This window comes from Aeromonas sp. FDAARGOS 1417, assembly GCF_019046985.1.
GTDB classification, from domain to species: domain Bacteria; phylum Pseudomonadota; class Gammaproteobacteria; order Enterobacterales; family Aeromonadaceae; genus Aeromonas; species Aeromonas veronii.
Genome location: NZ_CP077221.1, coordinates 230,258 through 248,608, shown reverse-complemented (window position 1 = coordinate 248,608; position 18,351 = coordinate 230,258). Strand labels below are relative to the sequence as shown.

Here is an 18,351-nt window from a genome sequence, read left to right as displayed (position 1 = left end):
AATTCCAAGTTGTGGCCTAACGCACACTTGTTACTCTGCCATCACGGCATCTAGCAGTGGATAACGCCCGACCTGGCACTCCACCACAAAACCGCTCGCCTCAACTTGCGCCACTGTAAGCGGCTTGCTGAACAGATATCCCTGGAACACATGGCACCCCTGGGTCTGCAGTGCGGCCAGCTCGTGAGGCTCCTCCACCCCTTCCGCCATGATCCCCAACCCCAGATTGGTGGCCATGGCTGCAGTCGCCCGGATCACCGGCAAGTTGAGGCCGACCACGAAGGAGCGATCCAGCTTGATGTTGTTGATCGGCAACCGGTTGAGATAAGCCAGCGAGGAGTAGCCGGTACCGAAATCGTCGATGGCAATCTTGATCCCCTGCTCGCTCAAATCGTCGAGAATGCCGAGGCACCCCTTCATATCGAGCATCAGCACGGTTTCGGTCAGCTCCAGCGTCAACAGGGAGGCATCCACCCCGTGCAGCTCCAGCTGCTGGCGAACTTGCCCGGGCAGCGCCGACGAGAGCTGGAAACCGGAGAGGTTGACGGAGACAGGCACCCGCTGATGGAAGCGCTTCTGCCAGCTGGCTACCTGTGCCAGCGCGGTGGAGAGCACCCAGCTGCCGATCTCGCGGATCAGCCCCATCTCTTCGGCCAGCGGGATAAACTCCACCGGCGACACATGGCCGAGCACCGGGTTGTACCAGCGCAGCAGCGCCTCGTAACCGATCAGACGCCGTTTGGCGGCATCGACCTGCGGCTGGTAACAGAGGCTCAGCTCCTGGCGGCCGATGGCCTTGGCCAGAAACTGTTTGAGATTGAGCTTACGTTGCAGGGTCTGCTGCATGCTGGGGGTGAAACGCTGCCAGCGCAGCCGCCCCATCTGCTTGGCCTGATACATGGCCATGTCGGCACGGGTGATGAGGTTGTCCCCGTCATCCGCATCATCGGGATAGATGGCGATACCGATACTGCCGCCGATGGTCACCTCCGGCAGCCCGCTCAGTTGCAGCGGCTTGGTCATCTGGGAGAGCATCTGATCGGCCACCTCTTGCGCCCGATCCCCCTGATTGCCCAGCGGCACCAGTGCTGTGAATTCATCGCCACCGAGGCGAGCCAGCTCCACATCCCGCGGGCAAATCTGTTTGAGGCGACCGGCGACCCGCTCCAGCAGGCGATCTCCCGCCTTGTGGCCGTAGTTGTCGTTGACCAGCTTGAAGTTGTCCAGATCCATGAACACCAGCGCGAAACGCTCCCCCAGCCCGCAATAGGCCTCAAGGGATTTCATCAAGCCATACCGATTGAGCAGGCCGGTCAGGGAGTCGTGCCAGGCGAGGTGGCGATGCTCCAGCTCTTCGAGTTTGCGATCGGTAATATCCCGCATGGTGAGCAGAATGCGGGCCCCCTGCTGGATATAGCGGAACTGATACTGGAACCAGCGCATCCCCTTGAGGGTTCGGCACTCCCCCTCGGTCACCACTTCATCGAGACGGGAGAGCTTCTGGTAGAAGCTGTCATCATTGCCGGAGAAAACCTGGGAGAGCTTGGCGATCTGGTGGCCGAAACACATTTCGAAGTGATAGTTACCACTCTCGAACACACCATGGCTATCGAACAGGCAGGCAAGGGTATCGCCGGTTGCCAGCGAGGACTCCTGATAGAGGGTATCGGAGTCGAGCACCGCTTCGGTCATCATCATCAGCCGGCCAGCCAGTTGAATACCGGAGAGGCGCAGATAGATCTGCTTCTTGACCCCCTTTGGGGAGAGGGTCCACCACTCGTTGTAACTGCGCCCCTGCTGAAAATCACCCAGATAGCGCTGCAGCAGCAGATCGATGGCGGTTGCCATATCGGCAGAGAAGTCGCGGGAGCAGAGTTCGTCGAGAGACGTCGCCTCCCACACGGAGAGCGCGGCGCTGTTTGCCCAGAAAATATGGTGATGCTCGATGTCATAAACCCAGATCGGGGTATGCAGAACATCCATCGTCTTCAGTAACCGTTCGTCAAGCGTATTCATCTGGTCAAGGTCATTCATGCTGGATGGTCACTGGTTAACCGGAAAACAGGTCTGGCAAACCGCTAGCTGCAGAATGCAAGGTGCAAACACCTCTCGGCCATTATCCCTTTTCACATAGCCAAGAGCGGACAAAACTATTTCAGATATCAACAACAGGGCGGCCTGTACGGCAATACTACAAAGGACTCAGCCAAGGACCCTGTTAATCCAGGCAAATCATATAGTCGATTTTTAACTTTTTTCCCCAGTAAAAACAAGCACTAAGAGCTATCCACTCGAGACCTTGAAAGAACAATTGCATATTTGCTGCGACAAATTTGTTATTAACATTTAAATCAATGGTGGAAATAGTCATCACTCTCTGTCACAAAGCTTCCATTAATTAACCAAGCGGATGGATAAACAGCCAAAAAAACGCCAAAACGGACAAAAATAGTTCACTAAGACGGAATTGATATACCCCAAATTCATTTTTCAACAGGCAATGAGCAAAACCCGAATATATGATCTGCATCACATTGACTGGGGATGGAAAACCACTCCGGCTGAGCACGCAGAGCAACCTAGATTCCTTCCATCAGATTGCAATATCGGTCTTCTCCCGCGGTTATAGCGGAACAAATCAGGAAATATGGCAAACATCTCTGCCGCAGCGCCATTTGACATCGTGCCGAAATAATCACCAGCTCGGGGAAACTGAGATGACGGGCGGGTGAATAACTGGTATCAACAGAAATCGAATCCAGATCAATTAAACGCTGAATTACCCTTGCCAACCCGGAACGCTCTTTTTATGGTTGCCCCCTTGTTACACCCAGAACAGCGTTTATGAAGCACATCGAAGAGTTCTACCTGTTCGTCAAGGTGGTGCAAGAGGGAGGATTCTCCCACGCTGCAGCCGCACTGGGCATGCCAACAGGCACCATCAGTCGACGCATTTCCCAGCTGGAAGAGCAACTGGGTTGCTCCCTGCTACATCGCTCTACCCGCAAACTCCGCCTTACCGATGATGGCCTCAGATACTACGAACGTCTCTGCACGCCACTCGCGCAAATCGAGCAGGCCACCAGCGAGATCCAGGGTCAAGAGGCCGACATCACCGGGCTTATCCGGATAGCTGCGCCGATCGCACTCTCCAACACCATCCTAATCGATATGCTGGCCGAATTCGGGCTGCACTATCCCGAGGTACAGTTCGATATCACCCAGACCAATGATCACCAGCACCTGTTCGACAATGATCGGGATCTGGTGTTCTTCAACGGTGAGCTGCCCCAGTCGCTGCCCAATGCGATCTGTCTCGGCCATATCGAGTACGGCCTGTTTGCCTCACCACTCTATTTGACCAAAAAGGGCACCCCCTCCCACCCCAACCAGCTGGAAGAGCACGATCTCATCTACTGCTGGCCTCACCAGCACTGGCAACTGACCGACAAGGATGGCCAGAGCGTCTGCATCAAACGCAGCGCCAAACTGACCGTCAACCAGACCCAGGCCGCGGTACGTGCAGCCCGGCGTCATCTGGGGATCGTCAATGCCCCGCTGCACTATCTGAGCAGCTTCCTCCATGACGAGCAGCTGGTGCCGGTACTGACCGACTGGCAAACCGGCAATCGCCCCTTCTACATGTTGTGTTGCCAGCACCAGTTCGCTCCGTTGCGTGTTAAGATGTTCGTTGAATTTGTTGAAAAATACTCAGCACGCTATCGCAATCGGCAGTGGGACAACCAATTTTCACAAGGTGATAGCCTCACCCATTGCATCTGACCGTTAGCGGGCCACACTTATAGCATCCCTTGCCAACAGAGCCTGCCTAACGCCATGAATGTATTGATATGTGATGACTCCGGGTTCGCCCGCAAACAGCTGGCGCGGGCGCTCCCGGCCGACTGGAAAGTCGATTTGCACTACGCAGCCAATGGTCTCGAAGGGATCGAACAGGTGCTGATGGGTCATGGCGATCTCATCTTCCTCGATCTGACCATGCCGGAAATGGACGGTTACGGCGTGCTGGAGACCCTCCAGCGGGAGGGTTTGCGCAACAAGGTGATCGTGGTCTCCGGGGATATCCAGCCAGAGGCCTATCAACGGGTCATGGGGCTGGGGGCGCTCGATTTCATCAAGAAACCCGCGGCCCCAGAAACCCTGCTCGCCCTGCTCAAAAAGCATGATTTCTGGAGCGCCGCCCCGAGCGGTCAACCAAGCGCCCCCGAGCAGCTGACAAGCGGTGTAGTAGCCGATGCAGGCGTCAAGATCACCCCCGAAATCCGCGATGTCTATCAGGAGCTGGCCAACGTCTCCATGGGTCAGGCAGCCGACTTGCTGGCTCGTCTGCTCAACGCCTTCGTGGTACTACCTATCCCCAACGTCAACGTGCTGGAAGTATCAGAGTTGCATATGGCCCTCTCGGCCGCTGCGGATTCAGATACCCTCTCCGCCGTCTGTCAGGGGTTTATCGGAGCGGGGATCGCCGGTGAAGCGCTGATCCTGTTCCATGACTCCAGCTTCAAAGATTTGGCCAAGCTGATGAACCATCAGGGGACGCTGGATCGCACCGCCGAACTGGAGCTGTTGATGGATACCGCCAACGTGCTGATCGGCGCCTTCCTGCGCGGCTACGCCAACCAGCTCGACACCCCCTTCAGTCAGGGGCACCCGGTGGTGCTCGGCCAGCACAGACCCATCAACGAGCTGATCAACACCAACAAGAGTCGCTGGCGCCGCACACTCGCCATCGAGATCAACTACCGGATCCAGGATTACGCGGTGCAGTGTGATCTGCTGCTGCTGTTTACCGAAGATTCCATCGCCACCATGAACAACAAAATCATGCACATGCTCTAGGAGTGACTATGGAAATCCGTGAATTTCATTGGTTGATGAACATAGTCCAGAACCTGGACGTAGGCCTGGTAGTGCTCGACAAGGAGTACAAGGTACAGGTGTGGAACGGCTTTATGGAGAGCCACAGCGGCCGACTGGCCAGTGACGTGCGCGATGGCGTACTGTTCGAGCTCTTCCCTGATGTGGACAGAGCCTGGTTCGAGCGCAAGGCCAACATGGTCTTCAAGCTCAACAACCGCGCCTTCAGCACCTGGGAGCAGAAACCCTATCTGCTGCGTTTCTCCAACTACCGCCCCATTACCGGCTCGGCCCCCCATATGTTCCAGAACCTGACGCTAGTGCCACTGGCCGATTTCGGCGGTCAGGTGACCCACATCGCTGTGATGATCTACGATGCCACCGATGAGGCCATGCTGATGAGTGGCCAGCGTCAGGCTTGAGCTTGCTGCAAATAACAGAGGGCACCGCAGCGCCCTCTGTTATTTAGGTATGAACAGGTCTTGGTATAACCTCTACCTGACCAGCCGTCTCAACGCACTCCGAGATACTCGGTGAAAGCGTCGATCACCTCTTCAATATCGTCATCGTTGATTTGCAGATGGGTCACCAGCCGCAGCTCGCCGTAACCGGAGAAGAGGATCCCCCGCTCCTTCATAAAAGCGAGCAGAGGGGCCGATTCCCCCTCATGCAGCCGCAGGAACACCATGTTGCTCTGCACCAGCGAGAGGTCGAGCTCGATGCCCGGCAGTGCAGCCAACCCTTCGGCCAGCCGTTTGGCACGGCGGTGATCATCGGCCAGGCGGGTCACATGCTGCTCGAGGGCAAACAGACCGGCTTGCGCCAGAATCCCCGCCTGACGCATGCCACCTCCCAGCATCTTGCGCAGGCGGCGCGCACGGGCGATGAAATCGTGGCGGCCCACCAGCAGCGAGCCCACCGGTGCGCCCAACCCCTTGGAGAGACAAATCGAGATGCTATCAAATGGAGCGGCGATCACCTCGACCGGGGTCTCGCTGGCCACGGCGGCGTTAAAAAGCCGTGCGCCATCGAGATGGAGCTTCAAGCCACGTTCAGCAACAAATGCCCCCATCTCCTGCAGATAGGAGAGCGGCAGCACCTTGCCGTTGTGGGTGTTCTCAAGGCAGATCAGGCGAGTCTGGACGAAGTGGGCATCATCAGGGGCCAGCGCAGCCTTGATATCATCGAATGCCAGTGTGCCATCGCGCTGCATCGGCAAGGGTTGCAGGGCTACGGAGCCCAGCACGGCACTCCCCTGCGCTTCATAGCGATAGATGTGAGCGGCGTTGCCGAGGATGGCCCCCTCACCGCGCTGACAGTGGCTCATCACCGCCAACAGATTGGACATGGTGCCGGACGGCACAAACAGCGCCGCCTGTTTGCCCAGCAATCTGGCCCCAAAGGCCTCCAGCGCGTTGACGCCCGGATCTTCACCATAGACATCGTCACCGACTTCGGCGTGGAGCATGGCTTGACGCATGGCGTCAGTAGGCTGGGTGACGGTGTCACTTCGTAAATCGATATAGCGCATGAGATCCCTCCTGAAACAGGAGAGTGACGTTAGCCATGCGCCCCTCGCTTGGCAAGGGGCGCATGAGCAGAATGTGAAGCCAATAGACGTCCATAGAACCCGTAGGCGGGATTTACCAGGGCAGCGGCTGACCGTTGAGATCCAGTAGCTGACCCGATTGGGTCAACGATAACCCCTTGATGAGATTGAGCAGTTTCACCGCCACCTCGGCAGGCTCCTGCAATTGCTCCGCAGGCAACTCGCTCAGAAAGGGGGTGTTCATCGGGGAGTCCATCAAGCCGGGCGCCACCGCCACCACCCCCGCTTGCGGGAAACGTTGCGCCCACTCGAGGGCCAGCGTTTTCACCCCCATGTCGAGGGCCGCCTTGCTCATCCGGTAGCTGTAACGTCCCCCCTCCAGATTGGCGGTGATGGAGCCCGCCAGATCGGAGATGGCACAGAGCCACAGCGGATGGTCATTGCCCATCAACCGACTGAAACGGGCAGCCAGCGCCAGCGTTGGCCAGGCATTGGCCAGCAAACTGTCGCACAGCCACTTGGGGTGCACCTCTTCGACCCGCCGCTCTGGCATAAAGCTGACATCGTGCAACAGGCCGATGGTGTTGATCACCACAGTGGGAAGCGGATCGGTGTCGTAGAGGGTAAACAGGGCGTCGAACGAGATGGCGTCCACCTCTTGCAGCGGGAAGAAAGCCCCCATCTCGATCCCTTTTGGATAGGTACGCCCGGCAAGCAGGAAGGACTCCCCCCTTGCCATCAGCTCTCTTGCCAGCGCCGAGCCCAGCGCACCACTTCCGAGGATCAAGTAGCTCATCGCCCATTCCATGGAGAGTTATCTTGCTTAGAGCGTATCAGAATAATCAACCGGCCGTGACACGACCAAAGGGTAATATGCCCCTCATCACGCTTCCCCCAGATGGCGGCCAAACTCCCGCGCCAGCGCCAAGTCGAGAAAACCGTCCGCTTTCTTATGGGTGCGCAAAAACTGGTAGTAGGCGAGCAGGGTGACCAGCGCCTCCTCATCGGGCAGCCCCACCCCGGGTTGCTGCTCATCCAGCAGTTGCTGCGCCGCTGCCAGCGCCTCCCTGTCCACCACTTCCGCCTGACGGTAGAGATAACCGCAGCCTGTTGCCAGCCACTCCAGCGAGCAGTTGGCCCCCATGGCGATCTGGTTGGCCCGCGCCAGGCCAGGCTCGGCTCCCTTCAGATATTTGCGGATCAGCGCTTCACTGAGCCCCACCTTGCGGGCAAACGCGCTCACGCTCATCTCCCCGATCAGGCTCTGCAAGCGCTCGGCAAATCCTTCCATCCAACTCTCTCTCCTACTCTGCGATCAGAACCAAAGTTCGAATCATGCCACTGCCCATTATTGCTTTGCCAGCCACATGAGGCCAAGATGCCCGCAGTCATCTATGTTGCACATCGTTTTCGCATCGTGTTTTTCAAGGAGTCAAACCATGTCTGTATCCCGTGTCGCCCTGCATCCGCAAGGCCCCACCTTCTCTCGCCTAATCATGGGTTACTGGCGCCTGATGGAGTGGCAGCTCTCTCCGGCAGCTCTGCTCGATCTGATGAAATATCATCTGGATCTGGGGGTCACCACCATCGATCACGCCGATATCTATGGTGGCTACCAGTGCGAAGAGGCCTTTGGTCACGCCCTGCGCCTCGAGCCTTCCCTGCGCAGCCGGATGGAGATCGTCACCAAGTGCGGTATCGCCCTCACCGCCAAGCCGGAGCATGCTCTCAACCACTACAACACCGGCAAGGACCATATCATCGCCAGCGCCGAGGCCTCGCTGCGCAAGCTCGGCACCGACCATCTGGACCTGCTGCTGATCCACCGCCCGGATCCCCTGATGAACGCCGATGAAGTGGCCGACGCCTTTATCACTCTGAAACAGGCGGGCAAGATCAAGCACGCCGGGGTATCCAACTTCACCGCCCGTCAGTTCGAGCTACTGCAATCGCGCCTCCCCTTCCCGCTGGTCACCAACCAGCTGGAGATCTCGCCGCTTCATCAGGAAGGGACCCTCGATGGTACCCTGGATCAGTGCCAGCAGCTTGGCATCAAGCCGATGGCCTGGTCATGTCTCGGCGGCGGCCGACTGTTCAGCGATGACGCCTATGCCCCGCTGCGTGCCGAACTGGAACAGATCCGTCAGGAAGTGGGCGCCCAGACTATCGAGCAGGTGGTCTACGCCTGGGTAATGATGCTGCCAAGCCAGCCGCTGCCATTGATTGGCTCCGGCAAGCGGGAGCGGATTGCTGCCGCCGTGGCCGCCGAATCCATCGAGCTTAACCGCCAGCAGTGGTTCCGCATCCGCAAGGCGGCGCTCGGTTACGACGTCCCCTGATCACAGCAAAACATTCAGAAACAAAAACGGCATGGGGGAAACCCATGCCGTTTTTCATTGCCGAGATTGCCGAGGCACCTTAGCGGTGGCGCTGTTGCGGGCGACCACGGGGAGCATCTGTCTTCGGTTTGGCCTGGTTGACGGTGATGGTACGGCCACCGACTTCTGTGCCATGCAGACCAGCGATGGCCTTTTCGGCATCACCATTGACCGGCATTTCAATAAAACCAAACCCCTTTGACTGGCCGGTATCGCGGTCGATGATGATATCAACCTTGTCGACCTGTCCAAACTGGCTGAACAGGGTTTTCAGTTCGTCGGCCGTCATCCGGTACGACAGATTTCCTACGTAAATCTTCATGCCATCCACTCTCGATTCAAGGTGCCTTCTCTATGCAATTCCCAGCATAACGGTAAGGGCACAACCCCTATGCCGGACCTGCCATGGCTTCATGCCGTGGCCTTCTCCACACTGTCGTCAAGTGATTGATCTCTTGGGTTAACAGTGCAGACAAGATCAATTCGAGTCACTGGCAGTATCTGAGCTTTGCCGGGAATTGTCGAGAAAATAGTCGACTCAGGCCGATTGCAGATCTGACAACCGTTGCGCCAGCATCCGGCGACCGTGCCAGGCCCGTTTAAAGCCGAAGCGATAGACAGACGGGCTCACCAGATGCAGCTCCCCCGCCTTGAGATCCAGCAAGGCCATGGCCGCCGCCAGCTCCTCTTCACTCAGTTGCAGATCGAGGCTGAAGTCGAGCCACTGGCCGTCGTGACCCACTCGCCGCTCCCGCTCGAGCGCCACCAGCTGGTTGCGGGGCAGCGCCAGCGCCTCATCCTTGTTGCCATTGAGCAGATAGATATGCTGTTCGTCCCACCCCAGCTCCGCCAGGCGCCAGGGCTGCCAGCTGCGGGGCAGCGACACCATGATCCCGGTGATGCCACCAAAGACCACGCCCACCCAGTTGAGCAGCGCCATGGCGCCCCAGCCATCCCACAAGGAGGCCGCCACCACGCCCCAACTCACCAGCAACAGCAGAAAAATGACGCAGCGATAGCGAACCGCTGGCGGCATCAACAGCTGCACCTGGGAACCGGCAAGCAAGGATGTAATACGCATGAAAAGCTCCTGTCATCACGAAATGGCGCCATTGTGAATAGCCATCAGGATGCTGACAAGGGGGTTTTCTTTGTCATCCCCCTATAAAATCAATACCATGGCGTAAATGATTCTCAGTGGAACCCGCTTCTTGACCAGCTCGCAACCCTGTGTGCGCTTTTGTGGCGTCGACAAATTCTATGGCGATTTTCAGGCTCTTCATAACATCGATCTCACCATTGAACGGGGAGAGAAGTGGGTTATCTGTGGCCCGTCAGGCTCGGGAAAATCGACCCTGATCCGCACCATCAACGGGCTGGAGGGGATCGACGACGGCCAGCTGTTCCTGTTTGGCGAGCCGGTGACCCCTTCCTACCTGCGCCGCCTGCAAGGTCGGGTTGGTATGGTGTTTCAGCAGTTCAACCTCTTCCCCCATATGACGGTGCTGGAAAACCTGATGGTGGCACCGGTGCATACCCTGGGATTGCGCCCCCAGGAGGCCAAAGCCCGGGCGCTCGGGCTGCTCGAGCGGGTGCGCATTCAGGCACAGGCCGACAAGTACCCTCACCAGCTCTCCGGCGGCCAGCAGCAGCGGGTCGCCATCGCCCGCTCCCTCTGCATGCAACCCGAGCTGATGCTGTTTGACGAGCCCACCTCCGCCCTCGACCCCGAGATGATCCGCGAAGTGCTCGATGTGATCCGCGAGCTGGCTGACGAGGGGATGACCCTGATCTGCGTCACCCACGAGATGGGCTTTGCCCGTCAGGTGGCGGATCGGGTGCTCTTTATGGATGAGGGGAAGATCATCGAGTCGGCCCCGCCCGCCCAGCTGTTCAACGCCCCCCGGCACCCGCGCACCCGGGCCTTTCTCGAACAGGTGCTCAGCTATCATGGCTAGGCTCAATCGCCCCCGCCAGCTTGGCTGGTTGTCAGGCACTGTGATGCTCTCTGCGCTACTGGGCTGGGCGCTCTATAGCGGCGCTCGCCAGATGGGCTATGAGTGGCAGTGGCCGCGGGTGTTGCCCTTTCTCGGCGAATGGGATGAGGGAACCTTTTATGCCGGCCCCCTGCTAAACGGCCTGCTGGTCACTTTGCAGGTGGCGCTACTCAGCCTGTTGGGCACTCTGGCGGTCGGGGTGTGCGTGGTTAGCCTGCGGCTGCTTCCCTCCAGGCTCGGCCCCTGGCTCGCCATCGCCTATCTGGCGCTGGTGCGCACCACGCCCCAGTTGGTGCAGCTCTATATTCTCTATTTCTTGCTGGGCCCCATGCTGGGATTGGCCCCCCTTGCCTGCGCCGTGTTGAGCCTCTCCCTCTATCAGGGGGCCTTCACCGCCGAAGTGCTGCGTGCAGGTGTACAGGCCATTCCCAAAGGACAGTGGGAGGCAGCCCAGTCGCTTGGCTTGTCACGGGCCATCACCCTGCGCAAGGTGATCCTGCCCCAGCTGGTGCGCATCACCTTGCCGCCACTGACCAACGAGCTGGTCTCCCTTATCAAACATTCGGCGCTGGTGAGTGTGATCGCCATCTTCGATCTGACCAACGAAGGGCGTACTCTGGTTGCCGATACGTTTCTGACCTTTGAGGTGTGGTTTACCGTAGCTGCCCTCTATTTGCTGTTAACCCTGACGCTGTCAGCCTGTTCGCGGGCGCTGGCCCGTCACCTGAATCCGGATCAACAAGGACGCTAACCATGAATCTGTCATTCAAGACCACCCTGTCGGGCGCTGCCCTGCTGCTGGCAAGCCTGCTCACTCCGGCACTGGCACAAACTGCCCCCTCCGACACCCAGGCACAGATCGAGCAGAGCGGTACCCTGCGGGTCGGCATGTCCACCTTCGCCCCCTGGGCGATGCGCGACAAGCAGGGGGCCCTGATCGGTTTCGAGATTGACGTGGCCCGTCGCCTCGCCACAGATAACGGCTGGCAGGTAGAGTTCGTGCCTACCGCCTGGGATGGCATCATCCCCTCCTTGCTGGCGAAAAAATATGACGTCATCATCGGCGGCCTCACCATCACCCCCGAGCGGGAGAAGAGCGTGCGCTTCACCCAGGCCTACTCCCATTCGGGGGTGCAGCTGGCCGCCTCCAGCACCCTGGCCAAAGAGAAGAAAACCGTGGCGGACTTCAACCAGCGCGGGGTGATCCTGGCGGTACGCCGTGGCGCCTCGCCGGTACAGGTAGCCAAAGCGCACTTCCCCAAGGCCACCCTGCGCCAGTTTGATGACGAGTCACAGGTATTTCAGGAGGTGCTGAACGGCCGCGCCCACGGCGCCCTCTCCTCTTCCCCGAAACCCGAGCAAGAGGCGCTGCGCCACCCAGATGCCCTCTTTATGCCGTTTGCCGAGCCGTTGGCACAAGGCGATGAAGGCTTTGCCCTGCGCAAGGGGGATGATGCGCTGGCTGAGCAGTTCAACGAGTGGATCACAGCCCGTCAGGCCGATGGCTGGCTCAAGGCGCGCCATGATTACTGGTTCAAGTCGCTGGCGTGGGAAGCGCAAGTCGCCAACCCCTGATGCTGATTGCTCTAAAAGAGACCATCCGGCGCATCGTCCGTGGGGCATGTCGGAACATCAACTGGCTGGATGGGGTGATCGCCCTGATCCTGCTGCTGGCTGGCCTCTGGCTGGCCAGCCGCTTGCACATCGGGGTAGCCTATCAGTGGCGCTGGCATGAGGCCTTCGACCTGCTGTTCACCCCCGGCCCTCACGGCGAGTTGCCCTACTTTTTCAGCGGTCTGCTCACCACCTTGCGCATCGCCCTGCTCGGTATGGTGCTGGCGCTGCTGCTCGGCACTGCGCTGGGGGTAGCCGCCTTCAGCCGCCGCCCCTGGCTGGTGATGCCCGCGACCCTGTTTATCCAGCTGATCCGCAATCTGCCGCCGCTGGTCTTTATCTTCATCTTCTACTTCTTTATCGCCAACCAGCTGCTGCCTTCGAGCGGCCTCTCCCGCTGGCTCGGCACCGTATCACTCTCCCCGTGGCAAGAGGCGCTGTTTGGCCCACCAGCCCGCTGGGAGAACCTCATCTCAGGCACCCTCTGCGTTGGCATGATCAGCGCAGCCTTCGTCGCCGAGATCGTCCGCGCCGGGCTAGCCGCCATCCCCCGTGGCCAGTGGGAGGCGGCGCAGAGCCTCGGGCTCTCCCCCTGGGTGCGGCTGCGCCATGTGATCCTGCCGCAGGCCATGCTACTGATGCTCCCCCCCCTCACCGGCCAGCTCATCGCGCTGGTGAAGGATACCGCCATCGTTTCCCTTATCTCGGTGCAGGAGCTCACCTTCGTCGGCACCGAGATGGCCAACTCCAGCGGACTGGTCTACGAGATCTGGCTGCTGGTGGCCGCAGCCTATTTATCTATATGTTTGAGTCTGTTCGTATTGCTGAGCCGACTCGAAGCAAGACAAGGAGCACGCACATGCTGACGTCCCTGTTGCTGGCGACTGTATTGCAAGCGGAAGCCATCGGCGGTTATGCCGCCGGTTGCCTGAAAAACGGCGTATCCCTACCCCTCGAAGGGCCGGGTTATCAGGTGATCCGCACCAAACGGCTGCGCTACTACGGCCACCCCGACCTTATCCACTACCTGCAATCGCTGGCCAACCAGACCCACATGGCCGGGCTGCCGGATCTCTATATCGCCGATTTGGCGATGGCCCGTGGCGGCCCCTTTACCTCCGGCCATCGCAGCCACCAGACTGGCCTTGATGCCGATATCTGGTTTCGCATGGCCAACCGCCCCATCAGCAAATGGGAGCAGGATGCCCCCAAGGAGTGGGCACTGATCGACGAACCCAGCTACAAAATGTTACCGGGCCGCTTTGGCCCCCAGCAGCTCACCCTGCTGCGGCTTGCGGCCAGCAAACCCGAGGTGGCCCGCATCTTCGTCAATCCGGTGATCAAATCCGCGGTCTGCCAACAGGCTGGTAACGAACCCTGGGTCGCCAAGCTACGCCCCTGGGTGGGCCACTTCAGCCACTTCCACGTGCGGCTGCGCTGCCCGGTGGGCAGCCCCGATTGTGAACCCCAGGCTCCCATTCCGCCCGGCAATGGCTGTGGGGAAGAGCTGGCATCTTGGCTAAAAGACAAGCCCCAGCTACCCAAGGTATCCGGCATCAACAAGCGACCTGAGCTACCTGCGCGTTGTGGCAACTGACCCCAAGCTGGTATGGTGATGCACGCTTGGTCGTACACCATCCATGGCGCACTATCGACTCGAAATACCAAAGGAGAACAACAAGATGGCCACATCACTCTGGCGCAGAACCACGCAGAGCCTGTTGACCCTGACCCTGCTGCTCGGCCTGACCGGCTGCGGCATGAACAACATTCCGACCCTGGATGAGCAGGTCAAGGCGAGCTGGGGACAGGTGGAGAACCAGTATCAGCGCCGCGCCGACCTCATTCCCAATCTGGTCGCCACCGTCAAGGGCTACGCCAGCCATGAGCAGGAGACCCTCAAAGCGGTCACCGATGCCCGTGCCCGGGTCGGCAGCGTGCAGGTGAGCGATCCTGCCCAGCTCAAGGAGTTTGAAGCGGCGCAGAACCAGCTCTCCAGCGCCCTCTCCCGCCTGATGGTGGTGGTAGAGCGCTACCCCGAGCTGAAAGCGGATCAGCAGTTCCTTGCCCTGCAGGCCCAGCTGGAAGGAACCGAGAATCGCATCTCGGTGGCACGCCGCGACTATATCGAGGCGGTGCGCCAGTTCAATACCGAGATCCGCACTTTCCCCGGCGTTATCTGGTTCAAGCTGCTCTACTCGGATCTGGAAGCCAAACCCAGTTTCAGTGCCAAACCCGGTGCCGATGAGGCGCCCAAGGTCAGCTTCCAATGAAGATGATGCTGCGCTGGTTTCTTCCCTGTCTGCTGCTCTGGGCCAGTGCCCTGCAAGCGGCACCCGACTTCCCGACGCTGAGCGGACGGGTGGTGGATGAAGCCAGTCTTATGTCCCGCAAACAGGCCCATCAACTGACCCAACAGCTGGCCGCCTTTGAAAAGCGCAGCGGCATCCAGCTGGTGGTGGTCTCCGTCGACAGCCTCGATGGGGAGACCATCGAGGAGTACGGCTACCAGCTCGGTCGCCACTGGGGGATCGGCCAGAAAGGCAAAAACAATGGCGTGTTGTTGCTGATCGCCCAGGATGAGCGCAAGGTGCGGATCGAGGTGGGATATGGGCTGGAAGGCGCCCTGCCCGACGCCATCGCCGCCAACATCATCCATGGCCGCATCCTGCCCGCCTTCAAGCGCGGCGATATGGTGGCCGGGATCATGGCGGGCAGCCAGAGCATCATGAAGGCACTCGCCGGAGAATATCAGCCGGTCGAGCAGCCAAAGAGTGACAACGGTGGCGGCCCCTGGCTGTTTATTCTGGTGGTGATTGCGATGATCGTGCTCCACAACCTGCGCGGCGGTGGTGGCGGTGGGCCAGGAGGACGACGTCGGTCGACCTACATGGCCGGTGGATTGGGTGCCGGCTCCTTTGGTGGTCGCTCCGGCGGCGGATTCAGCGGTGGCGGCGGCAGTTTTGGCGGTGGCGGAGCCTCCGGTGGCTGGTAACAGGAGTAAAGAGACAAATCATGATTTCTAAACAGTTCTTCCACACGCTTCAGGCCAAGGTGCGCGAAGCGGAGCTAGAGACTGATGCTGAACTGGTCACCGTGCTGGCCCCGGCCAGCGATGGCTATCGCTACATTCCCACCCTCTGGGCGGCGCTGCTGGCGATGCTCACCCCGCTGCTGGTGTTCCAGCTCGGCTTCTGGCTCGGCTGGTACGAAATCCTGCTGGTGCAGTGGTCGGTCTGGCTGCTGCTGAGCCTGCTGTTCCACTGGACCCCCATCAAGATGCGGCTCATCCCGAAGAAGGTTCGCCAGCACCGGGCGGCCCTGATGGCTCGCCTGCAATTTGTCGAGCAGGGGCTACACCGCACCCGCGACCGGCTCGGGGTGCTGATCTTCGTCTCAGCCGCCGAGCACTATGTAGAAATACTGGTGGATGACGGCATCGCCCAGCATATCGACAATGGCCAGTGGCAGGAGATCATCGACGACTTCGTGGCGCGAGTGCGCAACAAGGAGATCGAACAAGGTTTTCTGGAGTGCGTGGAGCGCGTTAGCGCCATTCTGACCGATGCCTTCCCGGCCACCCGGGATCAAAACGAGCTGCCGGACAGCCTGATCATCCTCGACAAGCCCTGATCCGGTTTAAAAAACCGGCATTCTGCGCAAGGGTTAAGCATTCGGAAAAGATTATGAAAAATAAGGGGAAAAGAGGTTGACCCACACAGCCCTTTCCCCTAAATTACGCCCCGTTCCAGCGCAACAGCGCAGCGAACGAAAATTTGGTGAGGTGTCCGAGTGGCTGAAGGAGCACGCCTGGAAAGTGTGTATACGGCAACGTATCGAGGGTTCGAATCCCTCCCTCACCGCCAAATTTAAAAAAACCGACCTCAGGGTCGGTTTTTTGCTTTCCGGCAAACGCAAACACCTATGCCGACAAGTGAGCCAGAGCCACGCAGTGGCGGATCATCCACGCGCTCCCCCCCAGTTTGCAAAGCCCTGATGGAACATCACCGCTTTTCGTATTGCCAGCTCCCGCCCCCTACCTTGCTTTTGTGATTGCCCCACCCAACAAGCGCTCCTTCCTGTCACAACAGGTGCAACAAGATGATTGCAATGCCATCTTATGGCCGCAACACGCCTTCTTTTATGGACGTTACCCAGCGCCCATTAATTGCTCAGCGATTGGATTTCATTTTGAAAAACTGATACTTAAGTAGCTACACTAGCGATTATCAACATGCAGGGACGTGTAAAAGATGAGCTTGATTGGCTTGGTACTGGCGTTGATCGCCATCCTTGGCGGCAACATGATCGAGGGCGGCCACCCCAGCGCCCTGCTCGATCTGCCCGCCTTCCTCATCGTGATCGGTGGTACTGTCGGTGCCGCTCTGACCCAGTTTCCCTTCTCCGTCGTCGGCAGCACCATGAAGCGTTTCAAATGGCTGCTCTCCCCCCTCAAGCTCGATATGCATGAACAGGCCCAGTTGCTGGAGACCCTGGCAGGCAACGCCCGCCGCAGCGGTATGCTGGCGCTGGAAGGGATGATCGACGAGATCAAGGATCCCTTCCTGAAGAAAGGGGTGCAGATGATGGTCGATGGCTACGAGAAGGCCAAAATCCATGAGGTGCTGGAGAACGAGATCGAATTTGAACAGGAAGATCTCGAACAGACGGTCAAATTCTACGAAGCCATGGGCGGCTACTGCCCGACCATGGGGATCGTCGGCGCGGTATTTGGCCTGATCCACGCCATGGGTCTGCTGGATGCCCCCGACAAGCTGGGCGGCGCCATCGCGGTGGCCTTTATCGCCACCATCTACGGGGTATCCGCCGCCAACCTGATCTTCTTGCCGTTCGGCAACCGCTACAAGGGGTTTGCCCACCAGATCCGCCACTACAAGGAGATGACCCTGACCGGCATCCTCTGCATCGTGGATGGCGAGTCACAGGCACGCCTGCAAGTTACCCTCGAACCTTATCTGGGAGGTCACGGTGGCCAAAAAGAAAAAGGCTGAAGCGCCGGAGAACCACGAACGCTGGCTGGTCTCCTATGCCGACTTCATGACCCTGCTGTTCGCCCTGTTTGTGGTGCTCTACTCCTTTGCCATGGCCAAGCAGTCCGAAACCCGGGTGCTTATCCAGGGCTTTATCGAGTCGCTGGGTAAAATCGGCCTCATCTCCCCGCCTGCCGGCTCACCTTTGATGCAGGGGGGCACAGGGATTCTCGAGCCAGAATCAAAAACTACGCCGAGCAGCCCGAAAGAGGAGACTGTGCTGGAGAAAGATGCCCCCATGGCGGCATCGGACCCCTTCAACGAGACCATAGGTGCCTCGGAAAAACCGAGCGCCACCGAAGCCTGGCCCCACAAGACCCAGGAGCAGGAGTGGGTGCAGGTGACCAAGCAGAAGCTGGAGCAGCAGCTAAAGGCCCAGATTGAATCGAAGGATCTGGAGGTCGAGCAGCTTGGCAGTCAGCTGGTGATCCGCATCGGCGAGAAGGCGCTGTTTCCCGCCGATTCGGCGTTCCTGCAGCCCCAGTTCATCCCGCTGGTCAACAAGATCGCCGGCATTTTGGCCAACATCCCGGGGCAAGTAGTGGTCACCGGTCATACCGACAACTCCCAAGCGCCGGTGGAGCTCTATCGCAACAACTGGGAGCTCTCGGTGCTGCGGGCCTCTTCCATCGTGCAGACCATGCTGACCAATCCCCAGCTGGATGCCAGACGAGTCATCGCTCAGGGTGTTGCCGACACCCAACCCCGCTTTGCCAATGACACCCCCGAACATCGCCAGGCGAACCGCCGGGTCGATATCACCCTCTCCCAAGGCAAGGCCGCAGAAGAGTCGCTGCAACTGCTCAAGCCCTGATCCCCCCGCTCCCGCTTCGCGCGGGAGCCTCTTTTTAAAAACAAATAACTCAATAATATCAACACCATAA

At 59.2% G+C, this 18,351-nt stretch carries 20 protein-coding genes and 1 tRNA gene; 15 read left to right on the top strand and 6 right to left on the bottom strand.

All coding sequences use genetic code 11. From position 1 onward, the window contains the following. Positions 1-30: 30 nt before the first annotated feature. On the bottom strand, positions 31-1,983 hold the full coding sequence (locus I6L47_RS01085) for a bifunctional diguanylate cyclase/phosphodiesterase (RefSeq protein WP_013723827.1): 1,953 nt from the start codon (positions 1,981-1,983) through the stop codon (positions 31-33). An 861-nt stretch (positions 1,984-2,844) separates the two neighbouring features. Here I6L47_RS01085 and I6L47_RS01080 point away from each other — a divergent pair. The 3 genes from I6L47_RS01080 to I6L47_RS01070 are packed head-to-tail and all read left to right on the top strand — an operon-like array spanning position 2,845 to position 5,300. Further along, the gene (locus I6L47_RS01080) at positions 2,845-3,783 is read left to right on the top strand and encodes a LysR family transcriptional regulator (protein WP_005337171.1); all 939 of its coding nucleotides are present in this window, start codon (positions 2,845-2,847) and stop codon (positions 3,781-3,783) included. Positions 3,784-3,837: 54 nt separating this feature from the next. Beyond that, on the top strand, positions 3,838-4,860 hold the full coding sequence (locus I6L47_RS01075) for a response regulator (RefSeq protein ID WP_111901339.1): 1,023 nt from the start codon (positions 3,838-3,840) through the stop codon (positions 4,858-4,860). Between the two features lie 8 nt (positions 4,861-4,868). After that, positions 4,869-5,300: a PAS domain-containing protein gene (locus tag I6L47_RS01070; protein ID WP_005337175.1), complete on the top strand. Its 432-nt coding sequence runs from the start codon at positions 4,869-4,871 to the stop codon at positions 5,298-5,300. Positions 5,301-5,389: 89 nt separating this feature from the next. Here the strand turns inward: I6L47_RS01070 and ltaE are convergent, their stop codons facing one another. The 3 genes from ltaE to I6L47_RS01055 all read right to left on the bottom strand — a co-directional run bounded on the left by ltaE (position 5,390) and on the right by I6L47_RS01055 (position 7,718). After that, a complete protein-coding gene (gene ltaE / locus I6L47_RS01065; protein ID WP_110303214.1) occupies positions 5,390-6,409 on the bottom strand; it encodes a low-specificity L-threonine aldolase in 1,020 nt (339 codons plus the stop codon). A 112-nt stretch (positions 6,410-6,521) separates the two neighbouring features. Beyond that, on the bottom strand, positions 6,522-7,223 hold the full coding sequence (locus I6L47_RS01060) for a short-chain dehydrogenase (protein WP_075115894.1): 702 nt from the start codon (positions 7,221-7,223) through the stop codon (positions 6,522-6,524). 87 nt (positions 7,224-7,310) lie between these two features. Beyond that, a complete protein-coding gene (locus I6L47_RS01055) occupies positions 7,311-7,718 on the bottom strand; it encodes a helix-turn-helix transcriptional regulator (protein ID WP_216948448.1) in 408 nt (135 codons plus the stop codon). A gap of 148 nt (positions 7,719-7,866) precedes the next feature. On the opposite strand from I6L47_RS01055, the gene I6L47_RS01050 reads away from it, so the two are divergent. After that, entirely contained in the window at positions 7,867-8,766 is a 900-nt protein-coding gene (locus I6L47_RS01050) for an aldo/keto reductase family oxidoreductase (protein ID WP_216948447.1), read from the top strand. 79 nt (positions 8,767-8,845) lie between these two features. Here the strand turns inward: I6L47_RS01050 and I6L47_RS01045 are convergent, their stop codons facing one another. Further along, positions 8,846-9,094: an RNA-binding protein gene (locus I6L47_RS01045; protein ID WP_013723828.1), complete on the bottom strand. Its 249-nt coding sequence runs from the start codon at positions 9,092-9,094 to the stop codon at positions 8,846-8,848. A 249-nt stretch (positions 9,095-9,343) separates the two neighbouring features. Beyond that, on the bottom strand, positions 9,344-9,886 hold the full coding sequence (locus I6L47_RS01040; protein ID WP_058057416.1) for a hypothetical protein: 543 nt from the start codon (positions 9,884-9,886) through the stop codon (positions 9,344-9,346). Between the two features lie 106 nt (positions 9,887-9,992). Between I6L47_RS01040 and I6L47_RS01035 the strand changes: the two genes are divergently transcribed. The 11 genes from I6L47_RS01035 (at position 9,993) to I6L47_RS00985 (ending at position 18,281) form a co-directional block, all read left to right on the top strand. Further along, a complete protein-coding gene (locus I6L47_RS01035; protein ID WP_216948446.1) occupies positions 9,993-10,763 on the top strand; it encodes an amino acid ABC transporter ATP-binding protein in 771 nt (256 codons plus the stop codon). Continuing rightward, the gene (locus tag I6L47_RS01030) at positions 10,756-11,553 is read left to right on the top strand and encodes an amino acid ABC transporter permease (RefSeq protein WP_216948445.1); all 798 of its coding nucleotides are present in this window, start codon (positions 10,756-10,758) and stop codon (positions 11,551-11,553) included. The genes I6L47_RS01035 and I6L47_RS01030 overlap by 8 nt, the downstream gene beginning before the upstream one ends. Positions 11,554-11,555: 2 nt before the next feature. Continuing rightward, positions 11,556-12,377, top strand: a complete 822-nt coding sequence (locus I6L47_RS01025) for a transporter substrate-binding domain-containing protein (protein ID WP_216948444.1) — start codon at positions 11,556-11,558, stop codon at positions 12,375-12,377. Beyond that, positions 12,377-13,282: an amino acid ABC transporter permease gene (locus I6L47_RS01020; RefSeq protein WP_216948443.1), complete on the top strand. Its 906-nt coding sequence runs from the start codon at positions 12,377-12,379 to the stop codon at positions 13,280-13,282. Before I6L47_RS01025 ends, I6L47_RS01020 begins: the two co-directional genes overlap by 1 nt. Further along, positions 13,276-14,013 carry a penicillin-insensitive murein endopeptidase gene (mepA, locus tag I6L47_RS01015; RefSeq protein WP_216948442.1) on the top strand — a complete coding sequence of 246 codons (738 nt, stop codon included), beginning with the start codon at positions 13,276-13,278 and terminating at the stop codon, positions 14,011-14,013. Before I6L47_RS01020 ends, mepA begins: the two co-directional genes overlap by 7 nt. Before the next feature lie 85 nt (positions 14,014-14,098). Further along, complete coding sequence (locus I6L47_RS01010; protein WP_216948441.1) at positions 14,099-14,689, top strand: LemA family protein; 591 nt, start codon at positions 14,099-14,101, stop codon at positions 14,687-14,689. Beyond that, positions 14,686-15,411: a YgcG family protein gene (locus tag I6L47_RS01005; protein ID WP_005351128.1), complete on the top strand. Its 726-nt coding sequence runs from the start codon at positions 14,686-14,688 to the stop codon at positions 15,409-15,411. The genes I6L47_RS01010 and I6L47_RS01005 overlap by 4 nt, the downstream gene beginning before the upstream one ends. 20 nt (positions 15,412-15,431) lie before the next feature. Continuing rightward, positions 15,432-16,049 (top strand): TPM domain-containing protein, encoded by a 618-nt coding sequence (locus I6L47_RS01000; RefSeq protein ID WP_005337196.1) that lies wholly within the window; start codon positions 15,432-15,434, stop codon positions 16,047-16,049. 145 nt (positions 16,050-16,194) lie between these two features. After that, a tRNA-Ser gene (locus I6L47_RS00995) sits at positions 16,195-16,282 on the top strand. A gap of 387 nt (positions 16,283-16,669) precedes the next feature. Next, the gene (locus I6L47_RS00990; RefSeq protein WP_216948440.1) at positions 16,670-17,428 is read left to right on the top strand and encodes a flagellar motor protein; all 759 of its coding nucleotides are present in this window, start codon (positions 16,670-16,672) and stop codon (positions 17,426-17,428) included. Then, positions 17,406-18,281: a flagellar motor protein MotB gene (locus I6L47_RS00985; RefSeq protein WP_005351126.1), complete on the top strand. Its 876-nt coding sequence runs from the start codon at positions 17,406-17,408 to the stop codon at positions 18,279-18,281. Before I6L47_RS00990 ends, I6L47_RS00985 begins: the two co-directional genes overlap by 23 nt. Positions 18,282-18,351 lie beyond the last annotated feature (70 nt).